At 68.6% G+C, this 14824-nt stretch carries 15 protein-coding genes; 8 read left to right on the top strand and 7 right to left on the bottom strand.

The features are described from left to right. Nucleotides 1-222: 222 nt before the first annotated feature. Nucleotides 223-2127, top strand: coding sequence for a BCCT family transporter (locus tag A5728_RS06970; protein ID WP_064846352.1), 1905 nt, complete (start codon nucleotides 223-225; stop codon nucleotides 2125-2127). Between the two features lie 51 nt (nucleotides 2128-2178). On the opposite strand, the gene clpB is transcribed toward A5728_RS06970, so the two are convergent. Beyond that, nucleotides 2179-4869: an ATP-dependent chaperone ClpB gene (gene clpB / locus A5728_RS06965; protein ID WP_064846351.1), complete on the bottom strand. Its 2691-nt coding sequence runs from the start codon at nucleotides 4867-4869 to the stop codon at nucleotides 2179-2181. A 236-nt stretch (nucleotides 4870-5105) separates the two neighbouring features. Here clpB and A5728_RS06960 point away from each other — a divergent pair, with 236 nt between their 5' ends. From A5728_RS06960 to A5728_RS06945, 4 genes are all read left to right on the top strand, one after another. Continuing rightward, the gene (locus A5728_RS06960) at nucleotides 5106-5900 is read left to right on the top strand and encodes a hypothetical protein (protein WP_064846350.1); all 795 of its coding nucleotides are present in this window, start codon (nucleotides 5106-5108) and stop codon (nucleotides 5898-5900) included. Beyond that, a complete protein-coding gene (locus A5728_RS06955) occupies nucleotides 5897-6367 on the top strand; it encodes a phage holin family protein (protein ID WP_064846349.1) in 471 nt (156 codons plus the stop codon). Before A5728_RS06960 ends, A5728_RS06955 begins: the two co-directional genes overlap by 4 nt. After that, nucleotides 6364-6987, top strand: coding sequence for a DUF3618 domain-containing protein (locus tag A5728_RS06950; protein WP_064846348.1), 624 nt, complete (start codon nucleotides 6364-6366; stop codon nucleotides 6985-6987). Before A5728_RS06955 ends, A5728_RS06950 begins: the two co-directional genes overlap by 4 nt. Nucleotides 6988-7136: 149 nt before the next feature. Next, a complete protein-coding gene (locus A5728_RS06945) occupies nucleotides 7137-7370 on the top strand; it encodes a hypothetical protein (RefSeq protein ID WP_064846347.1) in 234 nt (77 codons plus the stop codon). Nucleotides 7371-7388: 18 nt separating this feature from the next. Here A5728_RS06945 and A5728_RS06940 read toward each other — a convergent pair whose 3' ends face one another. The 3 genes from A5728_RS06940 to A5728_RS06930 are packed head-to-tail and all read right to left on the bottom strand — an operon-like array spanning nucleotide 7389 to nucleotide 9168. Next, nucleotides 7389-7985, bottom strand: a complete 597-nt coding sequence (locus tag A5728_RS06940; RefSeq protein ID WP_064846346.1) for a DNA-3-methyladenine glycosylase I — start codon at nucleotides 7983-7985, stop codon at nucleotides 7389-7391. Next, nucleotides 7982-8533, bottom strand: a complete 552-nt coding sequence (locus A5728_RS06935) for a GNAT family N-acetyltransferase (RefSeq protein ID WP_304440229.1) — start codon at nucleotides 8531-8533, stop codon at nucleotides 7982-7984. Before A5728_RS06935 ends, A5728_RS06940 begins: the two co-directional genes overlap by 4 nt. Next, a complete protein-coding gene (locus A5728_RS06930) occupies nucleotides 8530-9168 on the bottom strand; it encodes a hypothetical protein (RefSeq protein WP_064846345.1) in 639 nt (212 codons plus the stop codon). Before A5728_RS06930 ends, A5728_RS06935 begins: the two co-directional genes overlap by 4 nt. Before the next feature lie 52 nt (nucleotides 9169-9220). Between A5728_RS06930 and A5728_RS06925 the strand changes: the two genes are divergently transcribed. Together A5728_RS06925 and A5728_RS06920 are read left to right on the top strand one after the other, a co-directional pair. Then, the gene (locus A5728_RS06925) at nucleotides 9221-9892 is read left to right on the top strand and encodes an HAD family phosphatase (protein WP_064846344.1); all 672 of its coding nucleotides are present in this window, start codon (nucleotides 9221-9223) and stop codon (nucleotides 9890-9892) included. Between the two features lie 94 nt (nucleotides 9893-9986). Next, a complete protein-coding gene (locus A5728_RS06920; RefSeq protein ID WP_064846343.1) occupies nucleotides 9987-10637 on the top strand; it encodes an HAD family phosphatase in 651 nt (216 codons plus the stop codon). 169 nt (nucleotides 10638-10806) lie between these two features. Here A5728_RS06920 and A5728_RS06915 read toward each other — a convergent pair whose 3' ends face one another. From A5728_RS06915 to A5728_RS06905, 3 genes are all read right to left on the bottom strand, one after another. Beyond that, entirely contained in the window at nucleotides 10807-12393 is a 1587-nt protein-coding gene (locus tag A5728_RS06915; protein ID WP_064846342.1) for a DEAD/DEAH box helicase, read from the bottom strand. Nucleotides 12394-12564: 171 nt separating this feature from the next. Beyond that, the gene (locus tag A5728_RS06910) at nucleotides 12565-13317 is read right to left on the bottom strand and encodes an SDR family NAD(P)-dependent oxidoreductase (RefSeq protein WP_064846341.1); all 753 of its coding nucleotides are present in this window, start codon (nucleotides 13315-13317) and stop codon (nucleotides 12565-12567) included. A gap of 94 nt (nucleotides 13318-13411) precedes the next feature. Further along, on the bottom strand, nucleotides 13412-14188 hold the full coding sequence (locus A5728_RS06905) for a type 1 glutamine amidotransferase domain-containing protein (protein ID WP_064846340.1): 777 nt from the start codon (nucleotides 14186-14188) through the stop codon (nucleotides 13412-13414). Between the two features lie 207 nt (nucleotides 14189-14395). Between A5728_RS06905 and A5728_RS06900 the strand changes: the two genes are divergently transcribed. Beyond that, entirely contained in the window at nucleotides 14396-14791 is a 396-nt protein-coding gene (locus tag A5728_RS06900) for a hypothetical protein (RefSeq protein WP_064846339.1), read from the top strand. The last annotated feature ends 33 nt before the right edge of the window (nucleotides 14792-14824 follow it).

The raw sequence follows: 14824 nt of genomic DNA, 5'->3' as shown, positions 1-14824 counted from the left end.
TACGGCCCCGGAGTGTCTTGTCAGTTTTTCGTGTGTCCAGGGTACATGTTTTGTACGCTTCTCGCGCACCCGCACGCCGTGCGTCCACCCCGGGCGAATCCCGGGCGAATCCCGGGCCCTCACGGCGTGGTTCGAGGAAACTCGCGGGGCGAATCCGGCCGGTACAGTGAAACGGCCCCGGCGGCGCAGTCCGCACATTCCCCGCACCAGAGCAGGTTTGCCATGAGTTCATCCCCGCGGAGGGTCCCGCCCTCCGAGAGTCCGTATCCCCATGACACCCACCCGGGCCTGGTGCCCGGGGTCTCGGTGGAGGAGCAGCGGGTGCGCTACCGCACGGACAAGATCACGTTCGGGGTCGCCGGAGCACTGATCGTGGGGTTCGTGGTGTGGGGTGCGGTCTCCACCGAATCGCTCACCACGGTGTCCAAAGGTGCGCTGGACGCGGTGGTGACCTACGGCGGATGGGTCTTCACCTTGTTGGCCGCCGTGATGCTGTTGTTCCTGCTCTTCGTGGGGTTCTCACGCTACGGCCGGATCCCTCTGGGCAAGGACGGCGAGGAACCGGCCTACTCCATGGGGTCGTGGATCGCCATGCTCTTCGCGGCGGGGATGGGCGTGGGGCTCATCTTCTTCGGTGTCTACGAACCCGTCACGTACTACATGACCCCTCCCCCGGGACGCGCCGCGGCGCAGAGCTACCACGCGATGCATTCCGCACTCGCACAGACCATCTTCCACTGGGGACTGCAGGCGTGGGCCATCTACGCGCTCGTGGGGGCGGCCGTGGGCTACGCGGGCTATCGCCGTGGGCGGCCCCTGCTGATGTCCGCGATCTTCGGCCAGCGCGCGCACCTGAGCGTGGGCGGGCGGCTCATCGACATGTTCGCGATCGTGGGCATCCTCTTCGCGACCTCCGCCTCCCTGGGATTGGGCACGCTGCAGATCGGCCGCGGTCTGCAGATCATCACCGGTCTCGGTGAGGTGGGCAACGCGGTGCTGATCGCGATCATCGCGGTGCTCACGTGCGTGTTCCTGATCTCCGCGGTCTCCGGCGTGGCCAAGGGGATCCGCAGGCTCTCGAACTTCAACATGGTGCTCGCGGCCGTGGTCGCGTTCTTCCTGTTCGTGGCGGGCCCCACCGTGTTCCTGCTGAACTTCATCCCCTCGGTCGTGGGCACGTACTTCGGTGAGATGTTCCAGATGCTGTCCCTCTCCGCGTCCTGGGGCAGGGAGGCCGAGGAATTCATGCGCTCATGGACCCTGTTCTACTGGGCGTGGTGGGTTTCGTGGGCGCCGTTCGTGGGCGTGTTCGTGGCCCGCATCTCCCGCGGGCGCACCCTGCGCCAGTATGTGAGCGTGGTACTGCTGGCACCCACCGTGATCTGTGTGCTCGCGTTCTCGGTCTTCGGCGGCACCGCCATCTGGTTGCAGCGCGACGGCGTGGACATCGCGGGTGCCGCGTCCCCCGAGGACATGCTCTTCCGCGTCCTGGACGCCCTGCCGTTCGCGCAGATCACGCCCATTGCGATCATCGTGCTGCTGGCCGTCTTCTTCATTACGTCCGCGGACTCCGCGACGCTCGTGATGGCGTCCATGTCCCAGCAGGGCAAGCCCGAACCGGACCGGAAGATCATCATCTTCTGGGGTGTGGCCCTGGCCGGGGTGTCCTCCGTGATGCTCGCGGTGGGCGGGGCGAACGCCCTGCAGGGTCTGCAGGACCTCGTGACCGTGGCGGCGCTGCCGTTCGCGGTGATCCTGCTGGCCCTGATCCCGGCGTTCCTGCGGGACCTCTCCACCGATCCCATGAGTCTGCGCCACCACTACGCGCGCACGGCGCTCGACAACGCGGTACGCCAGGGCATGGACGAGCACGGGGACGACTTCGCCCTGGAGGTCCGCCACCAGGAGGGCCCCGCCGCGGCCGGTCACGACGTGGACTCCACGGGGGAGCGCATGAGTTCGTGGTACCAGCGCACCGACGAGAACGGTCAGCCCGTGGAGTACGACTACCGTCAGGACACCTACGTGGACGCGCGGCCCGCCGTGGCCGATCAGCCGGCCGCGGGCGAGAGGCCCACCGTGGATGAGCGGTCGCCCCGGAACGGACGACCGCCCGAGCAGCACTAGGCTCCTCGGGCGGTCTCGGTCACCGCGAACGCATCCGCGGTAGCCGGGGTGTCACTCGTCGACGATCTCCGCGTCCACGACGTCGTCGCCGCTGTCCCGCGCCGGGGCGTCGTGGGCGTGCGCGGCGTCGTCGTCCTGCGGGTCGTCGCCGTGCGAAGCCGTGACAGTCAGGCCGTCCTGGGCGACGTCCGGGTTGACGTCCACGAGCACGGTGTCCCCGTCCGTGATGGCGCCGGAGAGCAGCCCGCGCGCCAAGCGGTCACCGATCTCGCGCTGCACGAGCCGACGCAGCGGGCGGGCACCGTAGGCGGGGTCGTAGCCCGTGATACCCAGCCACTCGCTAGCCCCGGGCGTGACCTCCAAGGACAGGCGCCGCTGCTCGAGACGGTGCGCGAGCTGGGCCACCTGGATGTCCACGATCTTGGCCAGGTCCTCGGTGCTCAGCGGGTCGAACATGATGATGTCGTCCAACCGGTTGAGGAACTCCGGCTTGAACGAGGCGTTGACCACGCCCATCACGGCGTTCTTCTTGGCCTCCTCGTCCATGGTGGGATCCACCAGGAACTGGCTGCCCATGTTCGAGGTCAGGATCAGGATCACGTTGCGGAAGTCCACCGTGCGGCCCTGCCCGTCGGTCAGGCGACCGTCGTCCAGGACCTGCAGCAGGATGTCGAAGACCTCGGGATGGGCCTTCTCGACCTCGTCGAGCAGCACCACCGAGTACGGACGACGCCGCACGGCCTCGGTCAGCTGCCCACCCTCGTCGTAGCCCACGTACCCCGGAGGGGCACCGACCAGGCGTGAGACGGAGTGCTTCTCCGAGTACTCGGACATGTCGATGCGGATCAGGGCGCGCTCGTCGTCGAACTGGAAGTCCGCGAGGGACTTGGCCAGCTCGGTCTTGCCCACGCCCGTGGGACCCAGGAACAGGAACGAGCCGATGGGGCGGTCCGGGTCCGAGATCCCCGCGCGGGAACGCCGTACGGCGTCCGCGACCGCACTCACGGCCGGCTTCTGCCCGATCAGGCGCTTGCCCAGCAGCTGCTCCATGTGCAGCAGCTTGTCGGACTCGCCCTGCAGCATCTTGCCCGCGGGGATACCGGTCCACGCGGAGATCACCTCGGCGATGTCGTCCGCGGTAACCTCCTCCGAGACCATGGTGTCATGCCGGGCCCCGGCCTCCTCCTGCGCCTGTGCGGCGTCCAGGTCCTTCTGCAGAGCCGGGATCTCGCCGTACAGCAAGCGGGAGGCCTCCCCCAGGTCACCGTTGCGCTGGGCGCGTTCGGCCTGCGAGCGCAGGTCGTCGATCTGCGCCTTGAGGTCACCCACGCGGTTGAGTCCGGCCTTCTCGGCCTCCCACCGCGCGTTGAGGGCATCCAGCTCGGCCTCCTTGTCCGCCTTGTCCTGGCGCAGAGCGGCCAGACGTTCGACGGACGCGGGGTCTGTCTCCCCGTCCAGGGCCAGTTCCTCCATGGTCAAGCGGTCCACGGAGCGGCGCAGCTCGTCGATCTCCTCCGGGGCGGAATCGATCTCCATGCGCAACCGGGACGCGGCCTCGTCAATCAGGTCGATGGCCTTGTCCGGGAGCTGACGGCTGGGGATGTAACGCTGGGACAGTTGAGCGGCGGCAACGAGGGCCGAGTCCGCGATCTGCACCTTGTGGTGCGCCTCGTAACGCTCCTTCAATCCGCGCAGGATCGCCACGGTGTCCTCGACCGAGGGCTCCCCCACGTAGACCTGCTGGAACCGGCGCTCCAGGGCGGCGTCCTTCTCGATGTTCTCGCGGTACTCGTCCAGCGTGGTGGCACCGATCAGGCGCAGCTCACCGCGGGCCAGCATGGGCTTGAGCATGTTGCCCGCGTCCATGGACCCCTCGGACGCACCCGCGCCCACGACCGTGTGGATCTCGTCGATGAACGTGACGATCTGACCCTCGGACTTCTTGATCTCGTCCAGGACGGCCTTGAGGCGTTCCTCGAACTCCCCGCGGTACTTGGCGCCGGCCACCATGGACCCCAGGTCCAGGGAGATCAGGGTCTTGCCGCGCAGCGACTCGGGTACGTCCCCGGCCACCATGCGCTGGGCGAGGCCCTCGACCACGGCGGTCTTACCCACACCGGGCTCACCGATCAGCACGGGGTTGTTCTTGGTCCGGCGCGAGAGCACCTGGACCACGCGGCGGATCTCCGAGTCACGCCCGATCACGGGATCGAGCTTCCCCTCGCGGGCGATCGCCGTGAGGTCCGTGCCGAACTTCTCGAGGGATTGGAAGGTCCCCTCCGGGTCCGGGCTGGTGACCCGGCGGTCACCGCGCACCTGCGGGATGGCCTGTGCGAGCGCCTCCGTGGTCACGCCCGCAGCCTGCAGCGCCTCGGCGGTCTTGTCGCGTCCCGCGGCCAGACCGTAGAGCAGGTGCTCGGTGGAGACGTACTCGTCCTTGAGGTCACGCGCGTAGTTCTCCGCGGCCTGCAGTGCCTGCAGCGCGGTGCGGCTCAGCTGGGGCTGGGCCGTGGAGGTCCCGGATGCCCTGGGCATCTCGTGGATGATGTTGCTCGCCTTGATGGACACGGCGTCCGCGTTGGCACCGGTGGCCTGTAGGACAGCGACGGCCACGCCGTCGCGCTGGTCCATGAGCGCCTTGAGGACGTGGGCGGGCTCGATATTGGGGTTGCCCGCGGTCGCGGCATTCGACGCTGCAGCGCTCAGGGCTTCTTGAGACTTGGTCGTGAACTTGGTGTCCACGGCGGCTCCTTCCGACAGTAGTGATGACGTTGACTTCAGTTAACTTGAGTCTACTACGCTCAACTTGATACGGGAAGCCCGATATTCCGCTCAGCGCGAAATGATTTGTCAATTCATTTTCCATTCCGAGTTTTCGGCCTAACCGGGTGGAAATAGATTATCGAATGCTCTATACCAATCCCCCGATAATATGTAGCCTTATTAAATCCACCACATGCTGTAGGAAAGGTGCCACTATGAGCAACAACAACGATCAGCGTCGAGCTGGTCAACAGACCCACTCCCAGGGTTCCACCGAGGTCCCGTCCAAGAAGGACGTCGCCGCGGAATCCGGCAAGGTCGAGGCGCAGCAGCTCAAGAACGAGGCGGCTGGATCCGGCCGCCGCGTGAAAGAGACCGCCAAGGAGCAGGCCGTCGCCGCCAAGGACGAGGCCATGGGCCAGGCGCACGACCTGTGGGGCCGCCTCAAGGAAGACCTACAGGGCTACGTGGGCCCGCAGCAGGAGCGCCTCGCATCGACCGTCCGCTCCGTGAGCGATGAGGTGGACGCCATCTCCCAGGGCAAGAAGCCGGAGACCGAGTACGTCAGTGGCCTGCTCGGCAACGCCTCGGGCACCGTGAACTCCCTCGCGTCCTCGCTGGAGAACAAGGACCCGCAGCAGCTGCTCGGTGACGTACGCCGTTTCGCTGCCCGCCGTCCCGGGACCTTCCTGGCCATCGCGGCCGGCATCGGTCTGCTCGCCGGGCGCGCCACGCGCAGCGCCAAGGACAGCGACGAGATCGGCAACGACCACCACGACACCGTCGCCCGCACCCAGGCACCCGCGTACGGCACCCCCAGCACGGGTGACACGTACGCGTACCGCAACGACACCCGTGGCGAGGGCACCCGCACCTACACCGACCGGGTTCCCGGCACGGTCTACCCGGATCAGCGCGACGCGCAGGTTCCCGGCACCACGTACCCCGGTCAGGGCGACACCCAGGTCCCCGGCACCACCTACCCCGGACAAGGCAGTGAGCGTCGATGAGTCACCCCATTCCCCCGTCGGAACCCGAAGAGCGGGCGGAACACGAGTCGCTCGGTGAGATGTTCAAGTCTCTGAGCACCAACCTGACCACCCTGATCCAGCAGGAGATCGCGCTGGCCAAGGCCGAGGCGAACATGGCGATCCAGAAGGCCACGGACTCCGTAAAGGTCACAGGTAAGGGCGCGGGGCTGTTGGGAGGCGCCGGTGTGGCCGGCCACTTCGTGCTCCTGTTCCTATCCCTGGCCCTCATGTGGGCCCTGGGCAACCTGGTGGGTCTTGGCTGGTCGGCCGTGATCGTGGCGGTCATCTGGGCGATCATCGCCGCGATCCTCGCCGCGGTGGGCAAGAAGAACCTGGACCGCGGCAAGCGCAAGATGGCCCAGGCCACCAAGGACCCGCTGCCCCGAACCCGCGAAACCGTCAGCGAAATTCCGGATACCGTGAAGCCTTCCAAGGAGACCCGATGAGCCAGCAGAACCCTGATCAGATCCGCGCCGATATCGAAGCCACCCGTGCACGCCTGAATGCGGACGTGGACGCCGTGGCGGAGAAGGTGACCCCGGAAAAGGTGGTCGACCGTCAGAAGAGCAAGGCCCGCCACAAGATCCAGGACGTCCGTGAGTCCATCATGGGCTCCGCAGAGGACGCCCGGGATACAGGCCGCGACCTTCGTGACGAGGCCTCCCACCGCATGGACCAGGCCGGCGAGGCCATCAGCAACGCCCCGGCGGCCGCCCGGGCCAAGACCCGTGGCAACCCCATGGCCGCGGGCCTGATCGCCCTCGGTGCCGGTTGGTTGATCGGTTCCCTGCTGCCCTCGAGCCAGAAGGAGCAGGAGCTCGTGGCCGAGGCCGCCGACCGCGTCCAGCCGCACCTGCAGAGCGCCATGGATTCCACCAAGGAAACCGCGCAGGAGATCGCGGACGACCTGAAAAAACCGGCCAAGGAGGCTGCGGAGTCGGTCAAGCAGACCGCGCAGTCCGGCGCCCAGGAGGTCAAGGAGCAGGGTCAGCAGGAAGCCGGCCAGCTCAAGGGCTCCGCGCAGGAGCACGCCAAAAACGTCAAGGACGACACGCAGCGGGCCTGATCCGCTCGTAATCGCACCCTAGGGCCCCTGACCGGGAACGGTCAGGGGCCCTAGGGCCTTTCTCACCCCTGCGTCGGGCATAATAGAGGGGGACGCGCGTGCGCTCCCCAGAGTTCTCTCCCCACCCGCAGTCTCCAAAGGAACCCGCCGTGGACACCGATTCACCGTCCGATGAGACCACCCCGCGCAAGCCGAGTCGGCTGCAGCGTTTCAACAAGGTGGTGATGCGCTTCGTGGGACCGGCCAACCGCAGCTCCATGAACCTGCGGGGCAACACCGAGATGACCCCCGAGGCCCAGGACTGGTACCGCAACCTCCAGGACGACTACGAGATGGTCAGGGATTCCGACGGCCGCAGCTATCTGCGCCGTCGTGATCGCTAGCGCCCGCGGCACCCGGTCTCACGTCCAGACCCCGGAGGTCCCGCGGCGGTGACTGCCCACCAAATGGGTGTCCACCATCCCGATCGCTTCCATGAGCGCGTACATGGTCGTGGGACCCACAAACACGAACCCGCGCCGTTTCAGTTCGCGGGACAGGGCCCTACTCTCATCCGAGGTGGTCGGGACGTCCGCGAAGCGATCGGGATGCGGGGTACTGCTCGGCATGAAGGACCACACGAGGTCCGCCAGACCGCCGTCCTCGCGCAGAGCCACGGTGGCTCGCGCGTTCGTCACGGTCGCCTCGATCTTGCGCCGGTTGCGGATGATCCGCGCGTCCCCCAGGAGCCGCTCGACGTCCCGTTCATCCATGGCCGCCACGGCCTCCGGGTCGAAGCCGTGAAAGACCTCCCGGAACGCCGGCCGTTTCGCGAGCACCGTGCGCCATGACAGCCCGGATTGGAACGCCTCGAGCGTCACGCGCTCGAACAGCCCGGTCTCGTCCCGCACCGGCACGCCCCACTCGTGGTCGTAGTACTCCCTGAGCAGTGGGTCCGAGGCCGCCCATCTGGGCCGGGCGAGACCGTCCGCACCGATCACGAGATCGGGATCACTCATGCTGCCTCCCCTTCGTGCGCGGTGGGTGCCCGGAGCTCGAAGAGTGCGCACTCGGCGTCGTAGTACGCTCGGCTGAGACCGCGGTGGGTTATGCCCAGGCGACGACACACGGCCTGCGACGCCCGGTTGGCTGGGTGCGTCACGGCGACCACCCGGTCCTGACCGTGCTCGAAGGCGTGGGCCAGCACGGCACGGGCCGCCTCTGTGGCGTATCCGCGTCCCCACGCGCGCGGGTGCAGGTGCCACCCGACCTCCACGTCGGTCGCGGTGTTCGTGCCGGAATCGGGGATGGGCTTGAGCAGCAGGGTCCCCGCGAGGGCGCCGACCGGGTCGACGATGGCCCACACACCGAGCACCGGCTCGTGCGCGTAGCCCTGGTCCCAGCCCCGGATCTTCTCCCGGGCCTGCCCGTCCGAGCTCACGCGCTGCGTGCCGTCCCCGATGTAGCGCTGCACCTCGGCGCGCGCATACAGGTCACGCACGAACGCGGCGTCGTCCGCGCGGTAGGCACGCAGCATGAGTCGCGGCGTGCGCAGCGGCACCGTCACGGTCGTTCCCGGGACGACGACGTCGCGCTCGCCGGCGCGGGCCCGGCACCGGCGGCGTCGGTGTCGGCGTCGGCGGCAGCGTCGAGACCGCGGGGGTGCGCCTCAAGGCGGTCCAGGCGCTCGTCCTCCGTGAGGGGCTCACCGCGCAGCCGGCGCGCCGTGACGCGCAGATCCGTGAGCGCGAGCAACACCAGGGCGACCGCGAGCGCCACGGACAGCACGCCGAAGATGTTGACAAACCCGTAACTCAACTCCACGTACTCGGCGCCGACCGCATGGGTGAACAGGGACTGCATACCGTGGGCGGTGGAATCCGGGAGGAAGAACCCGAAGCACAGCGTGATCACCCATGAGGCCACCGCGGTGAGCATGCCCCGCCGGCTCATGGCGTGGGACGGGTAGCTGAGTGCGTCCCGGCGGAACAGCGCCGCCGCGATGACGTGTAACAGCAGGATGGGCAGCCCGATCGCCGCCGCGTAGACCGGGGTGAGGGAGCCGAGCAGACCCGCGGCGCCCCGGCCGAAGCCGACCCACAGGGCCAACGCCGCGGCCACCGCGATCATGATTACCGGGAAGGCGCCGGACAGCGCGGATCCCGGTCTGTGATGGGCGGACGCGGGATCGGAAGCACTCATACGTCCATCGTAGGGCGCGGTCCGTGTCGGGGCGGGCACGTACCGTGGGGTCATGAGCACCCACGACTTCCCGCAGGCCGTCCTCTTCGACCATGACGGCACCCTGGTGGACACCGAACCACTGTGGGAACTGGGCAAACAGCGGATCGTGGCCGCGCACGGGGGTGAGTGGACCGAGCGGGACACCCAGGACACCCTGGGCAGGCCGCTCGCGACCACCGTGGAGCGGTTGAGCGCGCTGGGCGTACCGGGGTCGCTGGACGAGGTCTACCGCGAGTTCTACGGGGTGCTGCAGGCGGTGTTGGAGGAGAACCCGCCCACGTTCATTCCCGGGGTCGTACCTCTCCTGGAGGACCTGGACCGTGCCGGGATCCCCGCGGCGATCGTCACGAACGCGACCTCCGAGGTGGCCCGCTACACCTCGTCCCTGGCCCCGGACAACCTGTTCCGGGTGATCATCGGGGACCAGGAGGTGGCCCAGGGTGTCAGGCCCAAACCGGATCCGGACGCGTACCTCGAGGCCGCCAGGCGTCTGGGCGTGGCGCCCGGGGCGTGCGTGGTCGTGGAGGATTCGCCCTCCGGCGCGGCGTCCGGCGTGGCCGCGGGGATCACCACGGTCGTGGTCCCGGGGGTGCAGCAGGTCCTGCCCGGACCCGGCATCGTGCACGTGGCCGATCACGCGGCGCTCACCCTGGACTTCCTGCGCGGCCTGGCCCCTGCATAGCGCGGCGGCATCCCGACGACGCCGCCTCCGGCCCCGGGGTTCGCCGGTAAACTGGGGTCCCATATCCCACCCCCGATGCTTCCGAAAGGTGGCCATGACCTACCCCCTGGCTGTGCTCTTCGACCACGACGGCACCCTGGTGGACACGGAGCCCCAATGGGCGGCCGCCAAGCGCAAGGTCGCGCAGCGGTACGACCAGAGCTGGACCGTGGAGGACGATCACGCGACCCTCGGGGGGACCGTGCCGGATGCGGCCCGCAAGTTCGTGGAACGCGGGGCCACCGATTCCGTCGAGGACATCACGCAGCAACTCGCCGAGCACGTGATCGACAGCATGGACGACCGTGTACCCTTCCTGCCCGGCATGCGCTCGCTGTTGAGCGAACTGAGCGAGGCCGGTATCCCAGCGGCGATCGTCACGAACGCGCTGAGCTCGGTCGCGGGGACCACCGCCGCTGGTGCCCCGGACGTGCTCACCCGGATCGTCTCCCAGGACGACGTGACCCGTCCCAAGCCGGATCCCGAACCGTACCTCACGGGTGCCGAACTGCTCGGGGTCGCCCCGCGGAATTGCGTGGCCATCGAGGACTCGGAACCGGGGGTGCGCAGTGCGGTTGCCGCGGGCATGACCGTGGTGGTCGTCCCGGGTGACAAGCCCGTCCCTGACGGCCCGCACCGGGTGTTCGTCAACGCGCACGAGGACGTCACCCTGGACTTCCTGCGCTCGCTCACTCCTCCGGAGTAGGCCCGCGGGCATGATGCCGGAACCGCCCCGGCCCGAACCAGCAATAGAGAACTCCCGGTCCGATGACTCATCGGACCGGGAGTTCTCCACTGGGAAGCGCAGTTCCGCGAGCACCGTTCCACCCCGGGGTCGAGGTGGGACAGCGCTCGCGGCGACCCTCGCCGAGCGATCAGCGAGTGGGCTGACCCGCCCGGTTGTTCTCACGACGCCGCTGCGCCGCCGCCGTGGCGCGGTCCGGAACCCGGTCCGCCCCGTGGCCGCGCTGGGCGGAACCGCCGCGGGCGGAGCGGGACGCGCCGGGGCGTGCGCTACCGGAGGCCGCGCCATCGACGCTGCCACCGCGGCGTCGTTCACTGGAGCGAGCCTGCGAACGCCCGTTCGAGGGACCGCGCCCGGCACCGGCGTCGCCGGAACGAGCACCGTTGCCGCGTCCGGCGGCCTGAGCGGAACCGCGACCGCGGCCCCGGCCCGAACCGCCACGGCCACCGCGGCGGGACCCGGAGGCACCCCCGCCGGAACGGGAAGCGGAAGGCGAGCCACCGGTCGCGCCGGCCGGGGTGGCACCCGGCGCAACGCGCTCGGCGCGCTCGCCCACGAGGTCCTTCACGACCTCGGAACCGGGTGCGACCTGGTCCACCCGGGGCGTGACACCGGCCTTCTTCATGAGCTTGTTGACGTCCGAGCGCTCCTCGGTGGTCGCGATCGTGATCACGGACCCGGAGGCGCCGGCCCGCGCCGTGCGGCCGGAACGGTGCAGGTAGGACTTGTGCTCGGCGGGCGGGTCGATGTGTACGACGAGTTCGACGTCGTCCACGTGGACACCGCGCGCGGCCACGTCCGTGGCCACGAGGACCCGCACGTCACCCGCGGAGAACGCGGCGAGATTGCGGTCCCGCGCGCCCTGGGACAGGTTACCCTGCAGGTCCACCGCGGGGATCCCGGCCTGACTGAGCTTCTTGGCCATCTTCTTGGCGCGGTACTTGGTGCGGGTGAACATCATCCGCCGGCCGGTGCCCGACGCGAGGGTCTCGATCAGCGCTTGCTTGTGATCGCTGTCGGTGACCAGGACGTGGTGGTCCATGGTGGTCACCGCGGCCTGGGCGTTGTCCGCCGAGTGCAGCACCGGGTCCTTGAGGAACTTCTTGACCAGGATGTCCACGCCGTTGTCCAGGGTCGCGGAGAACAGCAACCGCTGGGAGCCCTTGGGGGTGCGGGACAGGATCCGGGTGACCACGGGCAGGAAGCCCATGTCGGCCATGTGGTCGGCCTCGTCCAGGACGGTCACGCGGACGTCGTCGAGCGTGAGCAGACCTTGCTTGATGAGGTCCTCGAGCCGGCCCGGGCAGGCCACGACGATGTCCACACCGCCCGCGAGCGCCTTCTCCTGGTGCTTCTGGGAGACACCGCCGAAGATTACGGTGGTGTTCAGCCCCGCGGCCTTGGCCAGGGGCGCCACGGTGCGATCGATCTGGGTCGCGAGCTCACGCGTGGGAGCCAGCACCAGGCCGGTGGGGCGGTTCGCCCGGCGGGCCACGCGGGACGAGCCGGGGGCGAGTCCCGCGAGCCGGGACACGAGCGGCAGCGCGAACGCGACCGTCTTGCCCGAGCCGGTGCGGCCGCGGCCGAGCACGTCACGCCCGGACAGCGAATCGGGGAGAGTTTTCTCTTGGATGGGGAAAGCTTCCGTGATGCCCACGCGGGCGAGGTCAGCGGAAAGCGCCTCGGATACACCGAGGTCTTCGAAGGAATGAGACAAAGAACGTCTTTCAGGTTGGTCCACGCGAAACGATTCCGCGCGCACGCGCCATGTTGGGGCGCGAACTGCGCGCCTCGGACCGGCGCGCCTCTACCCCGCAATGTGTACGGGGGAACCTGACCATTCTACACGCGTGCCGGAACACCCGTGACCCGCGGGTGTCGCCGCTACTCAGACCGCCGTGTACCCGCCGTCCACCAGGAAGTAGCCCCCGGTGATGAAGGACGCGCCGTCCGAGAGCAGGAACGTGGTCAGCTGAGCCACTTCCTGCGAGGTGCCCAGCCGCCCCATGGGGTGCTTGTCGATCAGTTCCGACAGCGTCTGCGGGGGCAGGTTCTTGAGCAGCGGGGTGTCGATGTAGGCGGGACCCACCGCGTTCACGCGTACGCCGCGTCGGGCGTAGTCCACGCCCGTCTGCTTGGTGAGACCCACCAGACCGTGCTTGGCCGCGGTGTACGCGCTGTTGCCCACGGCAGTGGCCACGGTGGAATGGATGGAGCCGATGTTCACGATGGCCCCTCCCCCGTGCTGTTCGATCACGGGCAGCTGGGCGTGCATCCCGTAGGCCACGCCGGTGAGATCGATCGCGAGCGTGCGCTCCCACGCCTCGATATCGGTCTCCCCGAGGGCCTCCATCTGCCCGCCCACGCCAGCATTGTTCACGGCGTAGTGCAGTCCGCCGTAGGTCTGCACCGCGAAGTCGACGGCGGCCACGGCGTCCTCGCGCTTGGAGACGTCCTGGTGGATCCCGGCGGCGTCCCCGCCGTCCGCCATGATGGCCTGGACCACGTCGTCGATCCCGGTGGCATCGATGTCCGTGACCACCACCTTTGCGCCCTGCCGGGCCAGGTGTTTGGCAATGGCCTCACCGATACCGGAGGCGGCGCCGGTGACCAGCGCGACACGGGACGTGAACTCTGGCATGACAACTCCTGGCGTCGAATCCATGGGGACCGCTTCCAGTCTCACCCGTGTCGCCGCCGACCACCAGGGCGTGCGGCAATGAGTCAGGACGCCGTCACTCGTCGTCCTCCGCGGCCTTCTCCGCGTCCCGCTCCGCACGCAGCTTCTGGGCGGCCTCTTCCTCCTCCGCCTTCTGTTCGCGCACGACCTCGGTGAGCAGCTTGGTCATCTCCTTGGCCACACCCGCGGCGGACTGGGGGTTCTGCCCCGTGACGAGGCGCTCGTCCACCTGGACGTTCTCCTCCCAGTTGTCGGCGAGCTTGACCGTGGCGCCCTGTTCCTCGAGCTTGTCCTGGAGCAGGTACGGCACCACGTCCTGCTTGCCCACGGCTTTCTCCTCCGCATTGGTGAATGCGGCCACCTTGCGCCCGGACAGCAACGCCACGCCCGCGCCGAGCTCCACGTCCACGAGGCCGGCGGGGCCGTGGCACACCGCGCCCACCACGCCACCGGAGTCGTAGACGGACGCGATGAGCTTCTGCAGGTCCGCGTCCCCGGTGAAGTCCCACATGGTGCCGTGCCCGCCCACGAGGTAGACGGCGTCGTACTGGGAGGGGTCCACCACGGAGACCCGCGGCGTGTTGTAGAGGGACGCCTTGACGGTCTCATCCTGCGTGAACTCCACTTGGACGGGGTCGTCCTCCTGGACCTCGTCACGCGGGGGCTGACCCCCGGCGATCGAGGCGAAGTCCACGAAATAGCCGGCGTCCCGGAAGACCTTCCACGGGTGGGACGCCTCGGCCACGTTGTAACCGGTGGCCTCCCCCGTGTCTCCCAGGGTGTCCTGGCTGGTCAGCACCAGGAGGATCTTCTTCATGGTCTCGATGTCCATGGTTCTCCTTTCCGAGGGCGCGCGGTGCGCACGACGTGGCACCACAGTAGACATCGCACCGTGGGCGGCGTCCGTGCGTTCACTGTCGGCATGTTGCACCCACCCCGCCGCCGTGAAAAGGCCCGCTGTTAGGATGAACAGCGATCCCCGGTGGGTACCCAGGGCCCTGCTCCGCCCCCACCGCACTTCCCGACGAAAGGCTCAGTCATGCGCATTTCCAACGCCATCCTGCGCGGTGTCCCCGGCGCGTTCCTGCTCCAGTCCGGCTACGGCAAGCTCGGCATGGACGCCGAGTCCGCCGAGGGCCTGAAGCAGTTCGCCTCCACCGGTGTCCCCCAGTTCGCGGACTGGGACTCCCAGACCTTCACCACGTTCATCGCCGGCACCGAACTGGCCCTGGGCACCGCCCTGCTGACCCCGTTCGTGTCCAAGCGCCTGGCTGGCGCGGGCCTGCTCGCCTTCAGCGCCGGGCTGCTGAGCATGTACTTCCGCAACTCGGACATGACCCAGGAGGACGGCATCCGCCCGTCCGAGCAGGGCCTGACGCTGTCCAAGGACGCGTTCCTGGCCGCCATCGGCGCGGCCCTCGTGCTGCAGAAGTAACGCAAGCACCACGCTTTCCCGACGACGCCGCAG

It is taken from the genome of Kocuria sp. ICS0012 (assembly GCF_001665945.1).
In the GTDB taxonomy this organism is placed as follows: domain Bacteria; phylum Actinomycetota; class Actinomycetes; order Actinomycetales; family Micrococcaceae; genus Kocuria; species Kocuria marina.
This window is presented reverse-complemented; position numbering and strand designations above follow the sequence as displayed.